Here is a 22,951-nt window from a genome sequence, read left to right as displayed (position 1 = left end):
CCCAAGAGGGCTTCCCATGACCATGCTTGACCTGAAGGACCCGGCGCTGCTGCCGGGCCTGGCCTTCATTGGCGGCGCCTGGCGCCCGTCGTCCACCGACCGAACCATCACCGTCACCGATCCCGCGACCGGCCGGCCCCTGGGCACGGCGCCCGATTGCAATGAGGACGACACCCGCGCCGCCATCGACGCGGCGGCGGCGGCGCACGGACCCTGGCGCGCCCGCACCGCCGGACAGCGCTGCGATATTCTGGCGCGTTGGCACGCGCTGATCCTGGAACATGTCGACGACTTGGCCCGCATCATGACGGCGGAGCAGGGCAAGCCCCTGGCCGAAGCGGCCGGTGAGGTGCGCTACGCCGCCTCCTTCGTGAGGTGGTTCGCGGAGGAAGGCCGGCGGGTGCAGGGCTATGAAGTGCCGGCGCCGGAAGCTGACCGCCGCATCCTGGTGCGCAAGGAGGCGGTTGGCGTCTGCGCCGTCATCACCCCCTGGAACTTCCCCGCTGCCATGATCACCCGCAAATGCGCGCCGGCCCTGGCGGCCGGCTGCACCGTGGTGATCAAGCCGTCCGACCTGACGCCCTTCACCGCCCTGGCGCTGGCCGTGCTCGCCGAACGGGCGGGCGTTCCGGCCGGCGTGCTGAACGTCGTCACCGGCATGCCCGACGCCATCGGTCGGGAGCTGACGGCGAACCCGCTGGTACGCAAGCTATCCTTCACCGGGTCCACCCGTGTCGGCGCCCTGCTGATGCGGCAATGTGCCGACACGGTGAAGCGCCTGAGCCTGGAGCTGGGCGGCAACGCGCCCCTTATCGTCTTCGACGACGCCGACCTGGACCAGGCCGTGGCCGGCGCCATGGCCGCCAAGTTCCGCAATGCCGGCCAGACCTGCGTATGCCCCAACCGCATCCTGGTGCAGGCCGGCATCCATGACGCCTTTGCCGAACGACTGGGCCGGGCGGTCACGGCCCTGCGCGTGGGGCCCGGCATGGCCGCCGGCACCACCATCGGCCCCCTGATCAACGCCGCCGCCGTGCGCAAAGTGCGCGACCATGTCGAGGACGCCCTGGCCCACGGCGCCCGCGTCACCGCCCAGGCCGACAACGACGGCGACATCAGCCGGTTCGCGGCCCCGGTGGTGCTGACGGGCGCCACACCGGACATGCGCCTGGCGCACGAGGAAACCTTCGGGCCCGTAGCGCCGTTGTTCCGGTTCCACGGCGAGGATGAGGCGGTCGCCCTGGCCAACGCCACGCCCTATGGCCTGGCCAGCTATTTCTATACCAATGACCTGCACCGGGCCTTCCGCGTGTCCGAACGGCTGGAGGCCGGCATGGTGGCGCTGAACACCGGATCCATCGCCATGGAGATGTCGCCCTTCGGCGGCGTCAAGCAGTCCGGCCTGGGTCGCGAGGGTGGCCAGGCGGGCATTGAAGAGTACCTTGAGCACAAGGCCTTCCACATCGGCGGCCTCAAGCTGGGAACCCTGTCATGACCAAGACCGAGCGCAGCTACGCCATCGCCGTCATCCCCGGTGACGGCATCGGCAAGGAAGTGGTGCCGGAGGGCATCCGCGTGCTGGAACGGGCGGCCAGCCTGTACGGCTTCACGCTGGAGCAGCGCTGGCACGACTTCGCCTCCTGCGATTACTACGCCCGGCACGGCCGCATGATGCCGGAGGATTGGAAGGAGCGCATCGGCACGCCCGACGCCCTTTTCTTCGGCGCCGTCGGCTGGCCGGAAACGGTGCCGGACCATGTCTCCCTTTGGGGATCGCTGCTGCAGTTCCGCCGGGAATACGACCAGTACGTCAACCTGCGTCCCGCCCGCCTGCTGCCCGGCGTGCCCTCGCCCCTGTCGGGCCGTGAGCCTGGCAGTATCGATTTCTGGATCGTGCGGGAAAACACCGAGGGCGAGTATTCCTCCGTCGGCGGCCATATGTTCGCCGGCACGGAGCGCGAGGTCGTGATCCAGGAGACGGTCATGACCCGCTTCGGCGTCGACCGCGTGCTGCGCTACGCCTTCGACCTGGCCAACCGCCGCCCCAACCGGCACCTGACCTCCGCCACCAAGTCCAACGGCATCGCCATCACCATGCCCTTCTGGGACCAGCGGGTGGAGGCGATGGCGGCCCACTATCCCGACGTGCGCTGGGACAAGTACCACATCGACATCCTGACGGCGCAGTTCGTGCTGAACCCCGACCGTTTCGACGTGGTGGTGGCATCCAACCTGTTCGGCGACATCCTGTCGGACCTCGGGCCCGCCTGCACCGGCACCATCGGCGTGGCGCCGTCGGGCAACATCAATCCGGACGGCGTCCACCCCTCGCTGTTCGAGCCGGTGCATGGCTCCGCCCCCGACATCGCGGGCAAGGGCATAGCCAATCCCGTGGGCCAGATATGGTCGGCCGCCATGATGCTGGAGCATCTGGGGGAAACCGACGCCGCCAAGGCCATCATGGCCGCCATCGAAACGGTGCTGAAGGAACCCGGCCTGCGCACCGCCGACCTGAAGGGCAAGGCCGGCACCGAGGAGTGCGGCAAGGCCATCGCCGAGGCGTTGCGCTGACGCGGCATTTTGTGCTGCCGCGACCCGCAAGAAGGGTCGCGGCGCATCCCCTGGGCCGCCAACACGGCGCATCCCACCACCCGGCGTCGGCTAGGCTTCCCCTCATGGACCCCCTGACGAGCCAGAGGCCGATGCTGAAGCGCAACCGTTCCCTCGTGGATGTCGATCGCGACTATCTGATCCATCCCGTCACCTCCTTCCGTGGCCATGAGGCACGTGGGGCCACCCTTCTGCGAAGCGGCCGGGGGATGTACGTGACCGACATGGACGGCCGCGAACTGCTGGACGCCTTCGCCGGCCTGTGGTGCGTCAATGTCGGCTATGGGCAGGAGAGCATCGCCGAGGTCGCGGCCGAGCAGATCCGCCGCCTACCCTACGCCACCGGCTATTTCCACTTCGGGTCGGAGCCGGCGGTGCGTCTGGCCCAGCGCCTGGTGGAACTGGCGCCGCCATCGCTGACCCACGTCTATTTCACCCTGGGCGGGTCGGACGCGGTGGACAGCGCCATCCGCTACGTCATCCACTACTTCAACGCCCTGGGCAAACCGGAGAAGAAGCAGTTCATCGCGCTGGAGCGAGGCTATCATGGCTCTTCCGCCATGAGTTCCGGCCTGACGGCGCTGGCCAACTTCCACCGCAACTTCGACGTCCCGCTGCGCTGGCAGCATCATATACCGTCCCCCTATCCTTATCGCAGCCCGGTGGGCGAGGAACCGGCGGCGGTGATCGCACGGTCCGTGGCCGACCTGCGCGCCAAGGTGGCCGAGTTGGGCGCGGACACCGTGGCGGCCTTCTTCTGCGAACCCATCCAAGGATCGGGTGGTGTCATCGTGCCGCCCAAGGGCTGGCTGAAAGCCATGCGCGACACCTGCGCCGAGTTGGGCATCCTGTTCGTGGCGGATGAGGTCATCACCGGCTTCGGTCGCACCGGCCCGATGTTCGCCTGCGAGCATGAGGACGTCAGCCCCGACCTGATGACCGTGGCCAAGGGCCTGACGGCCGGCTACGCACCCATGGGCGCGGTCCTGATGTCGGATGCCGTGTACCAGGGCATCGCCGACGGGGCGGCGCCCGACCTGCCCATCGGCCACGGCTACACCTACTCCGGCCATCCGGTCAGCGCCGCCATCGGGCTGGAAGTCCTGCGCCTCTACACCGAGGGCGGCATCCTGGCCAATGGCCAGCATGTGGCCGGGCGGTTCAAGGCCGGGCTGGACGGTCTGGCCGATCATCCCCTGGTTGGCGACGTACGTGGCCAAGGCCTTCTGGGCGCAATTGAATTGGTCACCGACAAGACATCCAAAACGAGATTCGACGCGGCACTGAAAATTCCCGACCGGCTGTTCGCCGAAGGCTATCGCAACGGTGTCATTTTCCGCGCTTTCGGTGACGGGATACTGGGGCTGGCCCCGGCCTTGTGCTGCACGGAAGATGAAATGGATCTGATTTTTGCGCGTATCCGGCGGACACTCGACGGGATACTTGACCAGCCGGACGTCCGGGCGGTGCTTTCATGATAAATAGTTGGCGGGCAATTAGGCCCCCGAACGGTGTAAGCTGATGGTAGGCCCGGCCGCGCCCGGTTGGCGTCAGGGCTGAGTAATTTCCATTGCCCGGGACAGGAGATCCCATCGGAACATGACGCTCGGCCCCAAACTAGACCGTATCGACCTGAACATCCTGGTGCAGCTTCAGCAGAGCGGCCGCATCACCAATGTGGAGCTGGCCGACGCCGTGGGGTTGTCGCCCAGCCCCTGTCTGGCGCGGGTGAAGCGGCTGGAAAAGGCCGGGTACATCACGGGTTACGGGGCCCAGATCAATTATCAGAAGCTGGGCGACTTCATGACGGTTTTCACCGAGGTGACGTTGTCGGAGCATCGCAGCGGCGACTTCTCCCGCTTCGAATCCAAGATCCGCAAGATTGACGAGATCGTGGAATGCCACCTGGTCAGCGGCGGCTACGACTACCTGCTGAAGTTCATCACCACCGGCGTCACTCATTACCAGTCCATCATCGAAGGCATGTTGGAGGGTGATTTCGGCATTGAAAAATACTTCAGCTACATCGTCATAAAGACTCCCTTCATCAAACAACACTACCCCATCCAGGGCCTGTTCGAGCGCGAATAGCCGGCCATGGGGGATAGCCGCCGCCGGAGAAACGCCATGCCGGAAATCGACGATCTCATTGAACCGCTGATCGCCTTCCGGCGCGATCTGCATGCCCATCCCGAACTGGGCTTCGCCGAGCACCGCACGGCCGCCCGCATCGCGGCGGCGCTGAAAGACCTAGGCATGGAGGTCCACACCGGTATCGGCGGCACCGGCGTGGTGGGCGTGCTCAAGGCCGGTGGGTCAGACCGCCGCGTCGGTCTGCGGGCCGACATGGACGCCTTGCCCATCCATGAGCAGACTGGCCTGCCCTATCAAAGCCGCCATACCGGCGCCTTCCATGGCTGCGGGCACGACGGTCATGTCTCCATGCTGCTGGGCGCCGCCCGCCACCTGGCGCGTACCCGCCGCTTCGACGGTACCGTCCACTTCATTTTCCAGCCGGCCGAGGAAGGCCAGGGCGGCGCGCGGGCCATGGTGCAGGACGGATTGTTCCAGCGTTTCCCCTGCGATCGCGTCTTCGCCCTGCATAACTGGCCGGACCTTCCCGCCGGCACCGCGGCCACGCGGCCAGGGCCCATCATGGCCGCCGCCGACAAGTTCGAGATCCGCCTGGAAGGGCGCGGTGGCCACGCCGCCCTGCCCCACCAGACACCCGATGCGATCTTGGCGGCCAGCGACCTAGTGGGCCAGCTGAACACCATCATCGCCCGCCGCATCCCGCCCATGACCAATGCTGTGCTGTCGGTCACCCAGATCAACGGCGGCCATGCGCATAACGTCCTGCCCGCCACGGTCACGGTCGTCGGCACGGTGCGCAGCTTCGATCCAGCCGTACAGGACCGGATCGAGGCGGCCCTGCGCCAAGTGGCGGAGGGCGTGGCCATCGCCAGCGGCACGCGGGTTACGGTCATCTATGACCGCTATTATCCTGCCACCATCAACGATGCCGATGCCGCGGCGGAGGCATTGGCCGTGGCCGCGAGCGTCTGTCCCCAAGCCATCCTGGCGCCTGAACCGGCCTTCACCTCCGAGGACTTCGCCTTCATGCTGCAGGCGTGCAAGGGTGCCTATCTCTGGCTGGGTCAGGGGCGGGAGAGCGGATCCGCCCCTCTGCACCATCCGCAATACGATTTTAACGACGACATCATGGCGACCGGGGTTAGGTTGCACGTGGCATTGGCTGAACACCTGCTGTCCGCGTAACCCGCTTGGGAGTAAGGGCCATGGCCCTTCATCGATCCGCCGCCTGGCCGGGCGTTCCGCTCGCCCTGACCTCGGCTGCGCTGTTCGGCGCCAGCACGCCGCTGGCCAAGCTTCTGCTGGGGCACTCCGATCCCTGGCTGCTGGCGGACCTGCTGTATCTGGGGTCCGGCCTGGGGCTGGGCATTGTGCATCTGGCGCGGCGCTTCCTGGGCATCGAGGCGCCGGAGGCCCCCCTGCGCCGGAGCGACCTGCCGTGGCTGAGCGCCGTCGTGCTGGCCGGCGGTGTGATCGGCCCCGTGCTGCTGATGGTGGGCCTGACCCGTACCCCCGCCTCCAGCGCCGCCCTGCTGCTGAACCTGGAAGGCCTGGCCACCATGGGCATCGCCTGGCTGGCCTTTCATGAGAACGTCGACCGACGCCTGCTGCTGGGCGCACTGGCGATTCTGGTAGGGGCGCTGCTGCTGTCTTGGCAGGGCGGGCCGGAGGGCGTGGGCTGGGGCGCCCTGGCCGTTGCCGGGGCCTGCTTGGCCTGGGGGGTGGACAACAACCTGACCCGCAAGCTCAGTTCGGCAGACCCGGTGCAGATCGCCATGACCAAGGGGCTGGTGGCTGGATCGGTCAACCTGGCCTTGGCCCTGTCGCAAGGCGCCACCCTGCCGTCCCTGGCAGTCATCGGCGGAGCGGCCGTGGTCGGCTTCTTCGGCTACGGCCTCAGCCTGGTCCTGTTCGTCCTGGGCCTGCGCCACCTGGGCACGGCGCGGACCGGCGCCTATTTCTCCATGGCCCCGTTTATCGGCGCCATCCTGGCCATCATCCTGTTCAGCGAACCGCTGACCTATCGCCTGCTGGCGGCGGCCGTCCTGATGGGCATCGGGCTCTACCTGCACTTGGTCGAGCACCATGACCATGAACACGCGCATGAGGAGATGGAACATGAGCACGTCCACGTGCACGACGAACATCACCAGCATGATCACGGGCCGGGCGTCTCGGTGAGCGAGCCCCATTCCCACGTCCACCGCCATGCGCCCATGGTGCACCGGCATCCGCACTATCCGGACCTGCACCACCGGCACACGCACGAGCACTCGGAGACCTGAGGCCGGTCAGGCGACGCCGGCCAGACGCAGCGCCAGGCCGGCCAGGGAACAGGCGGCCAGCACCGGGATCATCCCGACCTTGAAGCGGAACACGGCGACGATGGCCGCCGTGGTCAGCAGCAGGGCGACGACGTTCACGCTGGCCAGCACCGGGATCTCCAGCACCAGGCCCAGCGCCTGGACATCCGCCACCTCCCGGAACAGGGCGTGCAGGGCGAACCAGACGGCGAGGTTGAGGATCACCCCCACCACGGCGGCGGTGATCGCCGTCAGGGTGGCGGAGACGGCACGGTTGCCACGCAGTTTCTCGATGAAGGGCGCACCCAGGAAAATCCACAGGAAGCAGGGCACGAAGGTCACCCAGGTGGTCAGCACCGCCGCCAGCGTGCCAGCCAGCAGCGGCGGCAGGGCGCCGGGCGACCGGAACGCGGCCAGGAAGCCCACGAACTCCAGCACCATGATCAGGGGGCCGGGCGTCGTTTCCGCCATGCCCAGGCCGTCCAGCATCTCTCCCGGCGCCAGCCAGTGATAGGTGTCCACCGCCTGCTGGGCGACGTAGGCCAGCACCGCGTAGGCGCCGCCGAAGGTGACGACGGCCATCTGCGAAAAGAACACGCCGATGCGGCTGAACACATCGTCCGGGCCCAGCAGCAGGAGCAGCAACGCGACCGGAATGAGCCACAGGGCCAGGCAGGCGCCGGAAATCATCAGGGACCAGGACAGGGACGGATGGGCGTGGGCCGGCATCTCCTCACCCAGCGCCGTCTCCCGGTCCGGCACCGCCTTGCCACCGGCGGCCCCATGTCCCTTGCCCCCCTTGAAGGCCGGGTGCCCCGCCTTGCCGCCGGCGAAGCCAATGAGCCCGGCCCCCAGCACGATGAGGGGGAACGGCACCTGCGCCACGAAGATGGCCACGAACGCGACTGCGGCCAGCACCACCATGGCCCGGTTCTTCAGGGCGCGGGAGCCCACGCGCACCACCGCCTGCAGCACCACGGCCAGCACGGCCGACTTCAGGCCGAAGAACAGGCCGGCCACGGCGTCGACCGAGCCCAGCAGGACATAGACCCAGCTCAGCGCCAGGATGGAGAGAAAGCCCGGCAGCACGAACAGGGTGCCGGCGACCAGGCCGCCCCGCGTCTTGTGCAGCAGCCAGCCGATGTAGACCGCCAGTTGCTGCGCCTCCGGCCCGGGCAGCAGCATGCAGTAGTTCAGGGCGTGCAGGAACCGCTCCTCCCCGATCCAGCGCTTCTCCTCCACCACGATGCGGTGCATCACCGCGATCTGCCCGGCGGGCCCGCCGAAGCTGAGCGCCGCCACCCGGGCCCAGACGCGGGCGGCCTCCCCGAAGGAGATGCCGTGGGCGGGAGCCTCGGCGGAAGGGCGGAGGACCGTATCGGTCATGGCATCAGTTTCCCTTCTTGCGGAAAAAGCCCAGCAGGTCGTCGAACACGGCCATGCCCCGGGCCAGGCGTTCCTCGTCGTCCTTGGTGCCCATGCAGATGCCGGCGATCAGCACCCGGATGCCGTCGGCCTCCGCCCGGCCGAACTTGCCATCCTTCAGGTCGATGTCATGGATGATTTCGGCGACGGCCTGGAGGGCGGGATCGGCGAGGCCGATGCGGCCCAGCAGCACCTCGAAGGTGCAGCGGTCACCCTCATGCGTGACCTCGCCGTCCATCATGTCGAAGCGCACGGCGCCGGAGACCGCCTCCACCGAGCGTGACGGCACGAAGGTGAACACAGCCCCGGCATCGATGAAGCGCCGCACCAGCCAAGCCGTGGCGATGCGGTCCACATGGATACCCTGGCGCGTGATCCACCGTAGCCCCTTGTAGCTGTCCAGGGGGGCCTGGACCGATTCATTGGCTGGCATCTCGTTCCGCTCGCGTGTCGTGGTCTCCAGGAGGTCGAGCACACCCGACGCCGCCGCACGCCCGTGGGCGCCGAAGAAGTCGATGGCGGCGATCTGGTTCAGGCGTGTCCGCAGGCGAACCGCCCCGGCACGGGCCTCATCCATCTTCGCGGGATCGGCCTGCACCCCTTCCAGCAGGGCACGGGCCTCCGCCGCGACGGTGGCGTAGTCCTCGTCCCGCGCCTGGTCGAACAGGCCGCGCACATCCGCATCGGCCAACCCGTCGATAAAGCGCGCCTCGCACAGGGTGGCCTCGCCGCCGCCTTCCAGGATTTCCCGGATCAGCCAGGCGAAATCCTCCCGCGCCTCCTCGGTGCAAGGCAACACGTGAACGGCATTCTTGATCGGCACCGCGCCCAGGGCCTGAAGACGCCGCCAGACCTTGACCCGCAGGTAGGCCGGCTTGGCCGGCAGCTGATGGACCAGCAGCAGCCAATCGTCCCGTGTCGTGCCGGTGTCGTTCATCCCGTCCTCATTCCTTCACCACACCGCCCGCCGCCAACGGCGGACGCCGCCGGCATACAGGCGCTTCAGGAGCAGAACGGCAAGGAAGAAACCGAGCCCAACCAAGCCGATGGCGCCCAGGTTCTCACCACCGGAGAACAGTTCGCTGAAGAAGCTGGGCATGAGGGGCCCCCAATCCTGGTGGGTCATATGTCGATCTTGATACACCTTATCGCTGAGATTGACTCAGTGCAACATGTGTATCATTTTCCCCGAACGCCGACGGAGCCTGTATCGCGGCGACCGGGCATGCCGGCGCCCCGACGCCGCCGAGGGAGTTCCAGCCATGAAATGGATCACGCGTGAACGCCCCAAGATCGATCGCATCGCCTGCCCCTGGCTGGTTGCGCGCTTCATCGATCCAGAACCGGAATTCCTTTACGTGCCCGCCGACATGGTTTTCCAGGTGGCAGCGGAGACAGGCGCCATCCCCTACGACTTGCCCGGCGCCGATCTTAGCCACGTGGGCGAAAGGTGCAGCTTCGACATCTTCCTCGACCGTTACGGCCTGGCTGGCAACGCCGCCCTGCAGCAACTGGCCTTGATCGTCCGGGGGGCGGATACGGCCCGGCTGGACCTCGCGCCGCAGGCGGCTGGTCTGGTCGCCGTGTCGCTGGGGCTGTCGGCGCTATTCCAGGACGATCACGAAATGCTGCGCCACGGTATGACCGTCTACGACGCCCTCTACGCCTGGTGCCGCGACGGCCAGGGCGAGCAGCACAACTGGCCGCCGGCCATCCGCCAGGCCGGGCTTCCCCAGGCCGCGCCCGCCGCGTGACGGTGGGCAGGACACAGCGGCCGAACACTGTGAACCGGCCTTACTGAAGGAGCGATCCTGTATGAATACCCACATTCTCCGCGCCATGGCGGTCGCCGCCATGGCCGCCGCCGCGACGCCGGGCATAGCAGCCGACACCGACTGGACGGCGGTCGGCCAGGCGCTGGGCAAGGCCGTCGCCGTGCAGCCAGACGGCGTCTACAAGGTGGGCCTGCCGCGCACCGACCTTGCGGTGACCCTGGACGGCGTCGCCATAAAGCCCACGCTGGCCCTGGGCTCCTGGCTCGCGTTCAAGGAAACCGCCCAGGGCCAGGCCATGGTGATGGGCGACCTGGTGCTGACCCAGGACGAAGTCAACCCGGTGGCGAAGGAACTGGAGGACGGCGGCATCCAGATCACCGCCCTGCACAACCACCTGCTGCGCGCCCAGCCCGCCACGCTCTACATGCATGTCGACGGTCATGGCGACGCGGTCAAGCTGGCGACGGTGCTGCACGACGCTCTGGCCAAGAGCAAAACGCCACTGGCGGCGCCGGCGGCCGCACCGGCCCCGGCTGCCATCGACCTGGACACCGCCGCACTGGATAAGGCGCTGGGCTACACGGGCAAGGTCAATGGCGGCGTCTACCAGGTAACGATCCCCCGGGCGGAGGCCGCCAAAGCCGGCGGCATGGAAATCCCCCCGTCCATGGGTGCCGGCATCGCCATCAATTTTCAGCCCACCGGCGCCGGTAAGGCGGCCATCACCGGCGACTTCGTGCTGATCGCCTCCGAGGTCAATCCGGTCATCAAGGCGCTGCGCGACAACGGCATCGAGATCACGGCGCTGCACAACCACATGCTGGATGACGAGCCCCGGCTGTTCTTCATGCACTTCTGGGCTAACGACGACGCGGTCAAACTGGCCAGGGGCCTACATGACGCCTTGGCGCAGATGAAGGTCGCCCACTCGTGATGCCCTCTGCCCGCGCCGGCTGGCCCGTCCTGGCGGCCCTGCTCATCCTGCTCACCGGATCGGCCGGCGCGGGCGATCCTCCCTTGGTGCTGGAAGCGACGATCCCGCTGCCCGATGTCGGCGGGCGGATCGATCACATGGCGGTAGACTTGGCACATGACCGCCTGTTCGTGGCCGAACTCGGCAACGGCACCGTGGACAGCATCGACATCACCAGCCGGAAACGCTCAAGCCGGATCACCGGCCTGAAGGAACCCCAGGGGATCGGATACCTGCCGGCCCGGGACCTGATTGTCGTCGCCAACGCCGGCGACGGCAGCGTGCGCCTATACACAGCGACCACCTTGGCGCCGGCCGGGACCGTCGACCTGGGCGAGGACGCCGACAATGTCCGGGTCGATGCGACCACCGGGCAGATCCTGGTCGGATATGGGGCTGGCGGCATCGCCGTCATCGATCCGGCCCGCCCAGCCAAGATCGCGGACGTGGCCTTGCCCGCTCATCCAGAGGGCTTCCACTATGACGCCGCCACCGGCCGCCTTTACGTCAACGTCCCGGACCGCCGGCAGATCGACGTGCTGGATCGCAAGACGGGCCAGAGGGTGGCGGCCTGGTCGCCGCCGGAGATGCGGTCCAATTTTCCGATGGCGTTGGACGCGGCGGCCGGGCGGGTCGCCATCGGCTACCGCAACCCCGCCCGCCTGACCGAGCTGAGCACGGCAGACGGCGCGGTCACCGGCAGCATCCCCACCTGCGGCGACACCGACGATATTTTCTTCGACGCCGTGCGCAGCCGCTACTACGTGAGTTGTGGCGAGGGCGCCGTGGATGTCATCGACCGCACGCCCGAAGGACTGGTCCACCACGACCGGATCAGGACCGTGTCGGGGGCACGAACGTCGCTGTTCGTGCCCGAACTCGACCGGCTGTTCGTCGCCGCCCGCGCCGGATGGTTCGGTGGTGACGCCACAATCCTGGTGTTCCGTCCGACACCCTAACAGGCTCGCGGGCTCCCAAGCGAAGTCCCGCGGCCTCGATTCTTTTCGTTGCTACATCCCCCCCTGGGGGATAGGATATGGCCATCATGAGCCACGCCAACAACCCAGACGTCCTGAACCGCCTGAAGCGCGCCCAAGGCCATCTCTCCAAGATCGTGGAGATGGTGGAGGAAGGGCGTGACGCCCTGGTGATCGCCCAACAGCTGCAGGCGGTGGTCAAGGCCGTGGACAAGGCCAAGACCTTCCTGGTCCTGCACCATATCGAGCATCACCTCTACGAAGCCGTGGGGCCGTTGCCGAAGGAAACCCGGGACCGCCTGGCCGAGATGGCCGAAATCACCAAATACCTGTGAGCCCCAAATGACCCCGCTTTCCGACCTGCTCCAGCAAGGGGCCGGCAACGCTTGGCTGTTCATTCCCAGCGCCATCCTGCTGGGCGCCCTGCATGGGCTTGAACCGGGGCATTCCAAGACCATGATGGCGGCCTTCATCATCGCCATTCGGGGCACCGTCACCCAGGCGGTGCTGCTGGGCCTGTCGGCCACCGTTTCCCATACCCTGGTGGTCTGGATGGTGGCGCTGGCGGGCCTGCATTTCGGCCGCACCTGGAACGCGGAGACGACGGAGCCCTATTTCCAGATCGCTTCCGCCGTCATCATCATCGCCGTCGCCCTATGGATGCTGTGGCGCGCCCGCCAGGCCCAGGTGGCGGAAGATGCCCACGACCATACCCATGATCACGGGCACGATCATGACCACGGCGATCACGGCCATGACCACCACGGTCACGGGGCCCACGCTGGCCATGGAATGCAGAGCGCCGAGATCGGCCACGGCGTGATTGCCGACGTGGAGGTGTTCGAGGACGGCGTGCCGCCCCGCTTCCGTGTGCGTTTCCTGGCGGGGGACCGCGTGCTGCCGGCGGCCCCGCAGGATGCGGTATGGATTGAGACCATTCGCCCGGATGGCGCCCGCCAGCGGTTCGGCATGGTGGACAAGGTCGATTATTGGGAATCGACCGAGGAAATCCCGGAGCCGCACGAATTCTCCGCCCTGCTCAGCGCCAGCCATGGCCGCCACATGCACCAGCACGCCTTCCGCTTCACCGAGCCCGCGCCTGAAACGGCGGGCGTGGATTTGGGGCTAACCGGCTACCAGGACGCCCATGAGTTGCAACACGCCAACGACATTCAGCGGCGCTTCGCCAACCGTCAGGTGACGACGGGCCAGATCATCCTGTTCGGCCTGACCGGCGGCCTGATCCCCTGTCCCGCCGCCATCACCGTGCTGGTGCTGTGCCTGCAACTGAAGCAGGTCACCCTAGGTGTCGCCTTGGTGCTGTGTTTCAGCATCGGCCTAGCCCTGACCATGGTGAGCGTCGGCGCCGCCGCGGCCCTGGGCATGCGGCACGCGGCCAAGCGCTTCTCCGGCACCTTCGCCGTCCTGGCGCGCCGGGCGCCCTATGCCTCCAGCGCCCTGATCATCCTGGTCGGCCTTTATAGCGGCTGGCAGGGATGGAATGCCTTGCCCTGAGGATCACCCTAAGGCTCTATGATACCCTCCACCATCCCGTTCACCGCCTCCCGCAAGGCCGAAACCCGCATTCCATGCAGCCACCGTTCACCATAGCCTGGGGCGATGTCGCCCGCGCCTGCCGCGCCGCCGTGGTGCGGCTGCAGGCGGCGCTCGGCGTCGTGGCGGTGCTGTCCCTGGCCTTGCTGGGGGAACTGCATCTGGACCATCCGGATCTGCCGGACGAGGACGCGGCCATCGAGATGACGGTGACCGCAGTGAACGCCCCGGTAGCCAGGCATGACCATGCCGGTTTCCAGGGATTAGGCGACCATGAGCATGACATGACGGCCGCCCACGCCATCATGCACGCCGTCGGTGTACCGCCCGCCGACAACCAGCTGCAGCCGCCGGCCTTCGTGTCGGCCCCTTGGCCGCAGCCACTGGAGGCGCAACTGGCCTCCATCGCACCCCCCATGGAAGAACGCCCTCCGCGCGTCTGAAGGACCAGGCCTCCGCGCCTTTCCCTATCAGATCACGGAGACTTGAATGCGAACCGCACCCTGCCAGCGGCTGCTGACTGCAGCGCTGGTGGCGGCCGCACCCACATGGATACTTGTGGGTACGGCCCCTTTCGCGCCGGCCTTGGCCGCGCCGGCGCCCTCCTATGCCCAATTGCTGGGTGAGGCGGAGGTGACCGCCCCCCGCCTGCTGGCGGCCAAAGCCCTGATCGCCCAGGCGGAAGGCCTGGCCGACCAGGCGGGCACGCTGCCCAACCCCACCGTCAGCGTCCTGACGGAAAACGTGGCCGGCACCCGGAACTACCGGGCCTTCGACCAGGCGGAGACCACGCTGCAGTTCAACCAGCTGGTGGAACTGGGCGGCAAGCGTGGCGCCCGCCAGGCGGCCGGACAGGCCGATGTCGATGCCAGCCAGGCTCACTTCGCCGCCACGCGCATCGCCTACGCCTGCGACCTGGCGCTCGCCTATGCCGATGCCGAGGCGGCGGATCGCCGCGTGGACCTGGCCGAGGACGAGCTGGAGGAAGCGCAGCGGGATGACCAGGCGGCCCGCGCCCTGGTCGCCGCCGGGCGGGAAGCCACCGTCCGTACCATCCAATCCCAGGCGACGCTGACGTCCATGCGGGCGGACCTCAGCCAGGCCAAGGCGGCCCGCGCCGCGGCGCTGGACAGGCTGGCGGTCCTGGCCGGGGCTCCCGAGCCCTATACCGCCTTTCCCGTCAGCCTGCTCGACACCGCCGCCGCGAGGACAGGCGGTGATGGGCGGCAAGATCCCCCCACCGGGGATCCATTGGCCAGCCCCGGCTACCGGGCGTCGGTGGCGGATCGCGAAGCGGCGTTTCGCCGGCTGGAGGTGGAACGCGCCCGGGCGACCCCGGACGTCACCGCCTCCCTCGGCGTGCGCCGGCTGGAGGGCGACCGCGCCACCACCTTCGTCGCCGGCGTCTCTATCCCGCTGCCCCTGTTCGACCGCAACCGCGGCAACATCAGCGCCGCCCAAGCCTCCCTCACCGGGGCCGAAGCGCGGCTGGAGGCGGCGCGGCGCGAAGCGGAAGCCGGCGTGCGGTCGGCACGGCTGCAGGCCCGTGCGGCGCAGGACCGCCTGGCCGCAGCCGACCAGTCGCTGGCGGCGGCGCAGGAAGCCTATCGCCTGACGCGCATCGCCTACGAAGGGGGCAAGGCCCCCCTGTCCGAACTCCTCACCGCCCGGCACGCCCTAGGCGTCGCCAACGCCACCAAGGTGGATGCCCAACTCGCCCGCGTCGACGCGATCACGGCTTTGGCCCGCGTCGAAGGCCGCATTCCTTTCGGAGACTAAGTCATGTCTACCCCCAGAATAGGCTACTTGGCCGGCACGGCCGTGGGCCTGGTGCTGGCCGCCGCCGTCGGCTTCGGCGTCGCCCGCATGACCGCGCCGGCGCCTGCCGCCGCTCCCGCCGCAACACCCACCGCCGCGAAGACCGCCGCCCCGGCTGAAAGCCAGTCCGTGCCCATGACCGAGGAGCAGATCAAGGTCTCGGAGATCCAGGTGCAGCCGGCCGCCGCCGGCGGCATCGAGGCGGAGACCATCACCACGGCCACCGTCGCGGCGACCCCCGACGGCCTGGCAGTGCTGACCGCCCACGCGCCGGGCACCATCACCCGCATCCACAAGCGCATCGGCGAGGCCGTGCGCGCCGGTGACGTCGTCGCCGAGGTGGAGGGCCGTGAGGTTGCCACCCTTGCCGCCGACCGCGCCGCCGCCCAGGCAAAGGCGACCCAGGCCCGGCAGCAGGCCGCCCGCGAGAAATCCCTGTTCGATCAGGGCGTCTCCCCCCGCCAGGACCTGGAGGCGGCCCAGGCCGCAGCCGAAGCGGCGGAGGCCGAACTGCGCCGCGCCATCGCCTCGGCGGGCGCCGCCCGCCTGGCATCCGATGGCCGCTCCATCCAGGTGGTGAGCCCGATCGACGGACGGGTCACCATCGTGTCCGCCAGCCTGGGCGCCTATGTCCAGGTGGAATCCGAACTGTTCCGCGTGGCCGATCCCGCCCGCACCCAGATCGAGGCGACGGTGCCGGCGGACGCGGCCAGCCGCTTGCGCAGCGGAGACCGGGCCACCATCACCACGGGCGATGGGCGCACCCTGGACGCCCATGTGCTGTCGCTGACGCCGGGTGTGAACCGGGAGACGCTGCAGGCCACCGCGCTGCTGGCGCTCGACCAGCCGGCGGAAGGACTGCTGCCCGGCCAGTATGTCCGGGCCACGCTGTTCACCGCCAAGGAGACGGCGGGCGACAGGGTCACCGTTCCCACCATCGCCGTGCAGACCATCGCCGGCCGCGAGGTCGTCTTCCTGCGCACCAAGGAGGGGTTCACGGCGCAGCCGGTGACCCTGGCCCGGCGCAGCGGCGATCTGGTGGAACTGTCGGGCGGCCTGAAGGCCGGGCAGCGCATCGCCACGATCAATTCTTTCCTGCTGAAGGCCGAACTGGGCAAAGCGGAGGTAGAGGAATGATCGCCAAAATCCTGGAATTCTCCGTGAAGGCCCGTTGGCTCGTGGCCTTCCTCGCCCTCGTCGTCGCGGCCATCGGCGCCTGGCAGGTCACCCTGCTGCCCATCGACGCCGTGCCCGACATCACCAACCGCCAGGTCCAGATCAACACCTTCGTCCCCACGCTGGGGCCGGTGGACCTGGAAAAGCAGGTTACCTTCTCGGTGGAGACGGCCCTTGCCGGCATCCCTGGCCTGCAGACCACCCGGTCGCTGACCCGCAACGGCTTCAGCCAGGTGACGGCTGTCTTCACCGACGCCACCGACATCTACTTCGCTCGCCAGCAGGTGACGGAACGCCTGGCCCAGGCCAAGGACACCCTGCCGCCGGGCATACAGCCGCAATTGGCCCCGGTCACCACCGGCCTGGGCGAGATCTTCATGTTCAGCGTGGAATACCAGCATCCCGACGGCAAGGGTGCCACCGCCATCGATGGCAAACCGGGCTGGCAGAAGGACGGCTCCTACCTGACACCGGAAGGTGAGCGGCTGACCGATACGATATCCAAGGCCTCCTACCTGCGCACGGTTCAGGATTGGGTCATCCGGCCGCAGCTGCGCAACGTGCTGGGCGTGGCTGGCGTGGATTCCAACGGCGGCTACGTGAAGCAGTACGTGGTGGAGCCAGACCTGGTGAAGATGGCGGCCCACGGCATCTCCTTCACCGAGTTGGCCCGTGCGCTGGAAGCCGGCAACCTCTCGGCCGGCGCCAACTACGTCCAGCGGGCCGGGGAATCGTTTCTGGTGCGCGCGGACGCGCGCCTTCGCTCCATGGATGAGATCGGCCGCGTGGTGGTCGCCACCAAGGCCGGCGTGCCCATCCGCATCGGTGACGTGGCCAATGTCGTCATCGGTGGCGCGGTCCGCACCGGCGCTGGCAGCAAGATGGGCAGCGAGGCGGTGATCAGCACCGTCCTGATGCTCACCGGATCAAACAGCCGCATCGTCGCCACGGCGGTGCGCGAGAAGCTGGAGCAGATCGCCCGGACCCTGCCGCCGGACATCACCGCCAAGCCGGCCTACGACCGGTCCAAACTGGTGGCCGCCACCATCGGCACGGTGGAGAAGAACCTGGTGGAGGGGGCGCTGCTGGTCATCGCCGTACTGTTCCTGCTGCTGGGCAACATCCGCGCCGCGCTGATCACGGCGGTGGTCATTCCCCTGACCATGCTTATGACGGCCACGGGCATGAACGCCCTGCGCGTCTCGGGCAACCTGATGAGCCTGGGCGCTTTGGACTTCGGCCTCATCGTCGACGGCGCCGTCATCGTCGTGGAAAACGCGCTCCGCCGCCTGGCGGAACGCCAGCACCATGAGGGCCGTTTGCTCAGCGCCGGCGAACGGATGGAGGAGACCATCGCCGCGGCGAAGGAGATGGTGCGCCCCACCGTCTACGGCCAGGCCATCATCCTGCTGGTGTTCGTGCCGCTGTTGACCTTCCAGGGAGTTGAGGGCAAGACCTTCTCGCCCATGGCCATCACCCTGATGCTGGCCCTGGTCGCCGCCTTCGTCCTGTCCATCACCTTCGTGCCAGCCATGGTGGCCCTGGTGGTACGGGGCAAGGTCAGCGAGGTGGAGGTGGCGCCGGTGCGGTGGTTCAAGCGCCGGTATGAGCCGGTGCTGCACCGGGCCGTGGCCCATCCCCTGCCGTTCCTGGCGGGCGGCGTGGCGGTCTTCGCCCTGGCCGCCACCCTGTTCACCACGCTGGGGGAAGAGTTCATGCCCCAACTGGATGAAAAGGATGTCACGGTCACCGCCTTCCGCATCCCCTCCACCTCGGTGGAGCAGTCCAAGAACATGCAACTGCAGATCGAGCGGGCGTTGTCGAGCCTGCCGGAGGTGGCCATGGTGTTCTCCAAGACCGGCAACGCCGACCTGGGCACCGACCCCATGCCGCCCAACGCCTCGGACACCTACGTCATTCCCAAGCCGGAGAGCGAATGGCCGGCGGACGTGAAGACCAAGGCCGACCTGCTGAAAAGGATCGAGGACAAGTCGAACGAGCTGGTGGGCAACCGCTATGAGATCCAGCAGCCCATCCAGATGCGGTTCAACGAACTGATCGCCGGCGTGCGCAGCGATGTGGCGGTCAAACTCTACGGTGATGATCTGGAGGCCATGAGCGCCACGGCGCAGAAGATCGCCGCGGCCTTGCGGACCGTTCCGGGTGCCGCCGACGTGCAGGCGGAACAGACCAGCGGCGCCCCCACCTTCGACATCCAGGTGGACCGGGACGCCGCCGGCCCGCTGGGCCTGACGGTGGAGGACATCACCGACACGGTGGCTGCGGCACTCAGCGGCCGAGAAGCTGGTTTATTGTTCGAGGGCGACCGCCGCTTCAACGTGGTGGTCCGCCTCCCGGCGGCCCAGCGGGACGATGTGGCATTGCTGGGGTCCATCCCCGTCATGCTGCCGGCCGAGCCGGGCAAACCCCGCGCTTCCGTCCCCTTAAGGGAGCTGGTGCGGTTCAGCTACACGGAGGGCCTGAACCAGATCAGCCGTGAGAACGGCAAGCGCATGATCGTGGTCCAGACCAACGTCCGCGGCCGCGACGTGGGCGGGTTCATCAACGAGGCCCAGGAGAAGGTGGGCCGCATCGAACTGCCGCCCGGCTGCTACACCGACTGGGGTGGGCAGTTCGAAAACCTGCAGTCGGCCACCCGGCGCCTGACCATCGTGGTGCCCGCTTGTTTCATCCTGATCTTCGCCCTGCTGTACATGGCCCTGGGCAGCTTCGGCGCGGCCGTGGCGGTGTTCTCCGCCGTGCCCTTGGCCCTGGCCGGCGGCGTGTTCGCCTTGGTGCTGCGGGACATCCCGTTCTCGATCAGCGCCGCGGTGGGCTTCATCGCCCTCTCCGGCGTGGCCGTGCTGAACGGCCTGGTCATGATCGGCGCCATCCGAAAGCACCTGGATGATGGCATGGACGCGGACCAATCGGTGCTGCGGGGCGCCATGGAGCGGGTGCGCCCCGTGCTCATGACGGCCCTGGTCGCCTCCCTGGGCTTCGTGCCCATGGCCCTGGCCACCGGCACGGGTGCCGAGGTGCAGCGGCCGTTGGCAACGGTGGTGATCGGTGGCCTGATAACCTCCACCGCTTTGACGCTGCTGGTACTGCCGGCCGTGGCCGGGATGCTGTTCCGGCATCGAACCAAGTCAGCGATGGGTGAGTTGACGGGAGGAGCTGCCGAACCCGCGTCCTGATAGCGTAACGCCCAGGGGAACCGGCAACCTCTAATGAACCGCGCTGAAATTGTCGGGAGGTTCACTTCTGAGAGTACGGTTCAAGAACCAAGTCGCGGTTCACCCAACACCCGCAGGGGCAGCCCCGGTCGATCCGTCTGAGTGGGCTGGACGCCCAAGTCATTGGCGGCCAGCCGCTGCCCTACCTGGTTGGCAGCGTTGTCGCCGCTCTGGCGCACGGCCACGACGACGTTGCCGCCGCCGCTGGTCTGGGTGTCGCCATTGCTGGCCAGTTCGCCTGACACCCATGCCGCGCAGCAAACGGCCGGTATGGTAATCGACCTCGTCCTCCAGGCCGGCGTGGCCTTCCGTGTTGGTGGCTGACAGGCGGTCCAGAACCAGGGATTTACCGTTGGGCAGCAGCAGGCGCGTCCACACCACCAGGATGCGCGACTGGCCGTAGTAGGTCACGGCGCTGTCGTAAGTGCCCAGCAGCCGGGCGCCCTGGGGGATCAGCAGGAAGCGGCCGGTGACACTGTAGATGTCTTCCGTCACCTGGGCGATGACCTGCCCCGGCAGGTCGGAGTTCAGCCCGGTCACCAGCGCCGCCGCCAGGACTGTTCCGGCCTGGATGACATAAGGGGAGATTGGCGGCTGCAGCCGATGGGCCGTCACGGTCGCGGTGTTCGCCGGTCCGTGCAGGAAGGCGCGCTTATGAGCCTGCTGGTTGGGATCGTTTTCCTCGCCAACATTTTCGTCAGATGGGCCGGCGCCGCCCTGCCCTGCCGTCTCCCTCGCTTCCCGCAACGGACCGGCCGTATGGGCCGTAACGGTGAAGAACACCGGGGACGCGGCGGCTTGCCGGCGCTGCTGGTCCCGTTCCTGCACTGCCTGGTTCGGGCCGTCGGGACCGGTGAATGCCGGCATCGACGACGGTGGCGGCAACAGCGGCGTTGGCGATACGGAAGGCGCCGCCGGGCGCCGTGCGTGTTTCCCGGAGGCGGGCGACCGCGCGGGGGGAGAGGGGGGCGAGCGCCGGCGCGCCCGGCCGGGTTGCCAGGGCGGGCGGGCCGTCGCGACCCCGGTGATCATGACCATGTCGCCGGGCCTGCGCGGCCGCGACCCTGCCGGGCGGCGGCCGGCACTCGCGGGGGAGAGGAGGCAAAGGGCCCCCTCTCCCCAATTTAAAGATGGGCATAGATTCACATTTTCGTTTTATTGATGTTTATCCCCTACAACCTCAATGTAGGCGAAAGATGCGTCATAGTATGGTCTTGCCCTTCCTCACCGCCTACTGGGGCAAGGCTCAGCCTCGACCGGATGCCGTTCAGTCCTGGCATCCCGTGGCCTACCACAGCTTGGACGTGGCTGCCGCGATGGCCGCCTTGCTGGACGTCCGGCCAGCATGGCTGGCGGCGGTGGCGGCAGCCCTGAACCTGTCCCCTGAGGCATGCCGCCAGCGGCTGGTTCTGGCGGCGGCGCTGCACGATCTCGGTAAGTTCGCCGAGAACTTCCAGTGCAAGGTCCCGGCCTTGCAGCAACTGCTGTCCGCCGAGGCCGGCCGGACGCCACACGCCCGCCTTTCGACCTCGGGCCATGGCGACATCGGCCACAGCCTGTGGAAAGCCCTAGCCAGGGAGCGGCGCCTGCGCGGCCTCACCCCGTGGGTACAGGCCGCGGTCGCCCACCATGGCGCCCCCACGACAGACCCGGCCCTCAACAACGCCATGACGGAGGCCAGCATCACCGATGCCGGGGCCTTCACCGACGCAGCGTTGGATCTGATCGGTCGGCCGGCGTTCCCCGACAATTACCCGGAAGAGCTGGGCGCCGAGACGTGGCGCGTAACCGGCCTGGTCATCCTGGCGGACTGGATCGGCTCCAACCAAAGCTGGGGAACACCCGTGACGCGCCTGACGCAAGAAATCGGCACCATGGAAAAGTCCGGCTCACCTTCCAGCCTGCTGTCATGCCGGATCCTCGGCTGGTGGAGCTGGTCCGGCTCCTCGCGCGGCACGCGGCTGATCAATACTTTGACAGCGCGCGGCAACCGAAGGCGAAGCCCAAGTAGCAAGAGGCCGGAATGACCAAGGTCGCGCTCTACGCCCGCTACAGTTCCGACAATCAGCGCGATGCGTCGATTGAAGACCAGCTACGGCTCTGTCGCCTCCATGCCGAGCGCCAAGGGTGGACAATCACTGACAGCTATACCGACCGCACCATGTCCGGCGCGTCACTGCTGCGTCCCGGCATCCAGGAACTGATCCAGGACGCGACACGGGGGATGTTCGCCATCGTGCTGGCCGAAGCGATGGACCGCCTCAGCCGCGACCAGGAGGATATCGCCGGCCTGTTCAAACGCATGGGATTCGCGGGCGTCAAGATCGTCACCCTGGCCGAGAGCGAGGTCAGCGCCCTGCATGTCGGCCTCAAGGGCACCATGAACGCCCTGTTCCTCAAGGAGCTGCGCGACAAGACCCACCGGGGGCTTCGCGGCCGGGTCGAACTCGGTAAATCCGGCGGTGGCAACGCCTACGGCTATGACGTGGTGCGGCAACCAGCTGCGGACGGCCCGGCCACGCATGACGCCCTGCAACAGGAGGAGACGCGCCCCCGCGCCGCTGAGCTGATCCGGTCGCTGGTCAGCCGCATCGTTCTGACCCCAGCGGCGGATGGCTTGCGGGATAGACCTGCACGGAGATCTCGCCGGCATCCTCACCGTCGCCGCGACCCGAACGGCCGAGCCGCAAACGACCAACAGCCCGCGCTCTTACGAGGCGGGCTGTTCGGGTGACTTGGTCGAGCAAGTTAAGAAGTCCCGCCTGCCGCGTTGTCCAGCAGCTGGATGGTGCCCATGTTCTGCACGCCGCCGTCGTGGCCGGTCATGAGGCCATAGTTGACGACGGTGTTCAGGATGCTTTGATTGAGCAGGCCATAGCCCACCGTGCCGGCCAGCGCGGCGAAGGTGCCGCCCACCGTGTTGACCAGCGTGGCTATGGTGCCGCGGTTCAGCAGGCCATAGCCGCCGTTGGTGCCGTCGCCGCTGATCAGGCCGCTGTTGGTCAGCGTC

Annotated in this window: 22 protein-coding genes; 17 read left to right on the top strand and 5 right to left on the bottom strand. The window is 67.9% G+C overall.

The features are described 5' to 3' along the window. Positions 1-22 precede the first annotated feature (22 nt). From P5F91_RS01640 to P5F91_RS01615, 6 genes are all read left to right on the top strand, one after another. Positions 23-1,495, top strand: coding sequence for an NAD-dependent succinate-semialdehyde dehydrogenase (locus tag P5F91_RS01640; RefSeq protein WP_422394449.1), 1,473 nt, complete (start codon positions 23-25; stop codon positions 1,493-1,495). Next, entirely contained in the window at positions 1,492-2,571 is a 1,080-nt protein-coding gene (locus tag P5F91_RS01635) for a tartrate dehydrogenase (protein WP_277906286.1), read from the top strand. The genes P5F91_RS01640 and P5F91_RS01635 overlap by 4 nt, the downstream gene beginning before the upstream one ends. Positions 2,572-2,675: 104 nt before the next feature. Beyond that, positions 2,676-4,088, top strand: a complete 1,413-nt coding sequence (locus P5F91_RS01630) for an aspartate aminotransferase family protein (protein ID WP_277906285.1) — start codon at positions 2,676-2,678, stop codon at positions 4,086-4,088. Between the two features lie 121 nt (positions 4,089-4,209). After that, positions 4,210-4,701 carry an Lrp/AsnC family transcriptional regulator gene (locus tag P5F91_RS01625; RefSeq protein ID WP_044559651.1) on the top strand — a complete coding sequence of 164 codons (492 nt, stop codon included), beginning with the start codon at positions 4,210-4,212 and terminating at the stop codon, positions 4,699-4,701. Positions 4,702-4,737: 36 nt separating this feature from the next. Then, positions 4,738-5,889 (top strand): M20 aminoacylase family protein, encoded by a 1,152-nt coding sequence (locus P5F91_RS01620; protein WP_277906284.1) that lies wholly within the window; start codon positions 4,738-4,740, stop codon positions 5,887-5,889. 20 nt (positions 5,890-5,909) lie between these two features. After that, positions 5,910-6,989, top strand: coding sequence for a DMT family transporter (locus P5F91_RS01615; protein WP_277906283.1), 1,080 nt, complete (start codon positions 5,910-5,912; stop codon positions 6,987-6,989). Between the two features lie 6 nt (positions 6,990-6,995). Here P5F91_RS01615 and chrA read toward each other — a convergent pair whose 3' ends face one another. Genes chrA through P5F91_RS01600 form a run of 3 tightly spaced genes read right to left on the bottom strand, consistent with a single transcriptional unit; the run spans position 6,996 to position 9,531 of the window. After that, on the bottom strand, positions 6,996-8,393 hold the full coding sequence (chrA, locus tag P5F91_RS01610; RefSeq protein ID WP_277906282.1) for a chromate efflux transporter: 1,398 nt from the start codon (positions 8,391-8,393) through the stop codon (positions 6,996-6,998). 4 nt (positions 8,394-8,397) lie between these two features. Further along, positions 8,398-9,369, bottom strand: coding sequence for a chromate resistance protein ChrB domain-containing protein (locus tag P5F91_RS01605; RefSeq protein ID WP_277906281.1), 972 nt, complete (start codon positions 9,367-9,369; stop codon positions 8,398-8,400). A gap of 15 nt (positions 9,370-9,384) precedes the next feature. Next, positions 9,385-9,531 (bottom strand): hypothetical protein, encoded by a 147-nt coding sequence (locus tag P5F91_RS01600; protein WP_277906280.1) that lies wholly within the window; start codon positions 9,529-9,531, stop codon positions 9,385-9,387. A gap of 163 nt (positions 9,532-9,694) precedes the next feature. Here P5F91_RS01600 and P5F91_RS01595 point away from each other — a divergent pair, with 163 nt between their 5' ends. The 9 genes from P5F91_RS01595 (at position 9,695) to P5F91_RS01555 (ending at position 19,902) form a co-directional block, all read left to right on the top strand. Next, the gene (locus P5F91_RS01595; RefSeq protein ID WP_277906279.1) at positions 9,695-10,186 is read left to right on the top strand and encodes a chromate resistance protein ChrB domain-containing protein; all 492 of its coding nucleotides are present in this window, start codon (positions 9,695-9,697) and stop codon (positions 10,184-10,186) included. Positions 10,187-10,247: 61 nt separating this feature from the next. Next, the gene (locus P5F91_RS01590) at positions 10,248-11,141 is read left to right on the top strand and encodes a DUF1259 domain-containing protein (protein ID WP_246134607.1); all 894 of its coding nucleotides are present in this window, start codon (positions 10,248-10,250) and stop codon (positions 11,139-11,141) included. Beyond that, on the top strand, positions 11,141-12,139 hold the full coding sequence (locus P5F91_RS01585) for a YncE family protein (protein WP_277906278.1): 999 nt from the start codon (positions 11,141-11,143) through the stop codon (positions 12,137-12,139). The genes P5F91_RS01590 and P5F91_RS01585 overlap by 1 nt, the downstream gene beginning before the upstream one ends. 86 nt (positions 12,140-12,225) lie before the next feature. After that, complete coding sequence (locus P5F91_RS01580) at positions 12,226-12,492, top strand: metal-sensing transcriptional repressor (RefSeq protein WP_184807674.1); 267 nt, start codon at positions 12,226-12,228, stop codon at positions 12,490-12,492. A 7-nt stretch (positions 12,493-12,499) separates the two neighbouring features. Then, on the top strand, positions 12,500-13,672 hold the full coding sequence (locus P5F91_RS01575) for a nickel/cobalt efflux transporter (RefSeq protein WP_277906277.1): 1,173 nt from the start codon (positions 12,500-12,502) through the stop codon (positions 13,670-13,672). A gap of 74 nt (positions 13,673-13,746) precedes the next feature. Next, the gene (locus P5F91_RS01570; protein ID WP_145613463.1) at positions 13,747-14,154 is read left to right on the top strand and encodes a hypothetical protein; all 408 of its coding nucleotides are present in this window, start codon (positions 13,747-13,749) and stop codon (positions 14,152-14,154) included. A gap of 46 nt (positions 14,155-14,200) precedes the next feature. Then, a complete protein-coding gene (locus P5F91_RS01565) occupies positions 14,201-15,490 on the top strand; it encodes a TolC family protein (protein ID WP_277906276.1) in 1,290 nt (429 codons plus the stop codon). A gap of 3 nt (positions 15,491-15,493) precedes the next feature. Then, positions 15,494-16,666: an efflux RND transporter periplasmic adaptor subunit gene (locus P5F91_RS01560; RefSeq protein WP_277906274.1), complete on the top strand. Its 1,173-nt coding sequence runs from the start codon at positions 15,494-15,496 to the stop codon at positions 16,664-16,666. Next, positions 16,663-19,902 (top strand): efflux RND transporter permease subunit, encoded by a 3,240-nt coding sequence (locus P5F91_RS01555; RefSeq protein ID WP_277906272.1) that lies wholly within the window; start codon positions 16,663-16,665, stop codon positions 19,900-19,902. The genes P5F91_RS01560 and P5F91_RS01555 overlap by 4 nt, the downstream gene beginning before the upstream one ends. Positions 19,903-20,061: 159 nt before the next feature. Here P5F91_RS01555 and P5F91_RS01550 read toward each other — a convergent pair whose 3' ends face one another. Beyond that, the gene (locus P5F91_RS01550) at positions 20,062-20,808 is read right to left on the bottom strand and encodes a TraB/TrbI/VirB10 family type IV secretion system protein (protein WP_186454982.1); all 747 of its coding nucleotides are present in this window, start codon (positions 20,806-20,808) and stop codon (positions 20,062-20,064) included. Between the two features lie 347 nt (positions 20,809-21,155). Between P5F91_RS01550 and P5F91_RS01545 the strand changes: the two genes are divergently transcribed. Then, positions 21,156-21,968: a CRISPR-associated endonuclease Cas3'' gene (locus tag P5F91_RS01545; RefSeq protein ID WP_277906271.1), complete on the top strand. Its 813-nt coding sequence runs from the start codon at positions 21,156-21,158 to the stop codon at positions 21,966-21,968. Continuing rightward, positions 21,965-22,675 carry a recombinase family protein gene (locus P5F91_RS01540; protein WP_422394438.1) on the top strand — a complete coding sequence of 237 codons (711 nt, stop codon included), beginning with the start codon at positions 21,965-21,967 and terminating at the stop codon, positions 22,673-22,675. The genes P5F91_RS01545 and P5F91_RS01540 overlap by 4 nt, the downstream gene beginning before the upstream one ends. A 14-nt stretch (positions 22,676-22,689) precedes the next feature. On the opposite strand, the gene P5F91_RS01535 is transcribed toward P5F91_RS01540, so the two are convergent. Continuing rightward, positions 22,690-22,951 (bottom strand): hypothetical protein (locus tag P5F91_RS01535; RefSeq protein ID WP_277906270.1); only part of this gene is annotated, 262 nt, incomplete at its 5' end.

Source organism: Nitrospirillum amazonense (assembly GCF_029594735.1).
GTDB lineage: Bacteria > Pseudomonadota > Alphaproteobacteria > Azospirillales > Azospirillaceae > Nitrospirillum > Nitrospirillum amazonense.
The sequence above is the reverse complement of the archived record's forward strand: the minus strand, read 5'-3'. Positions and strand labels throughout refer to the sequence as shown.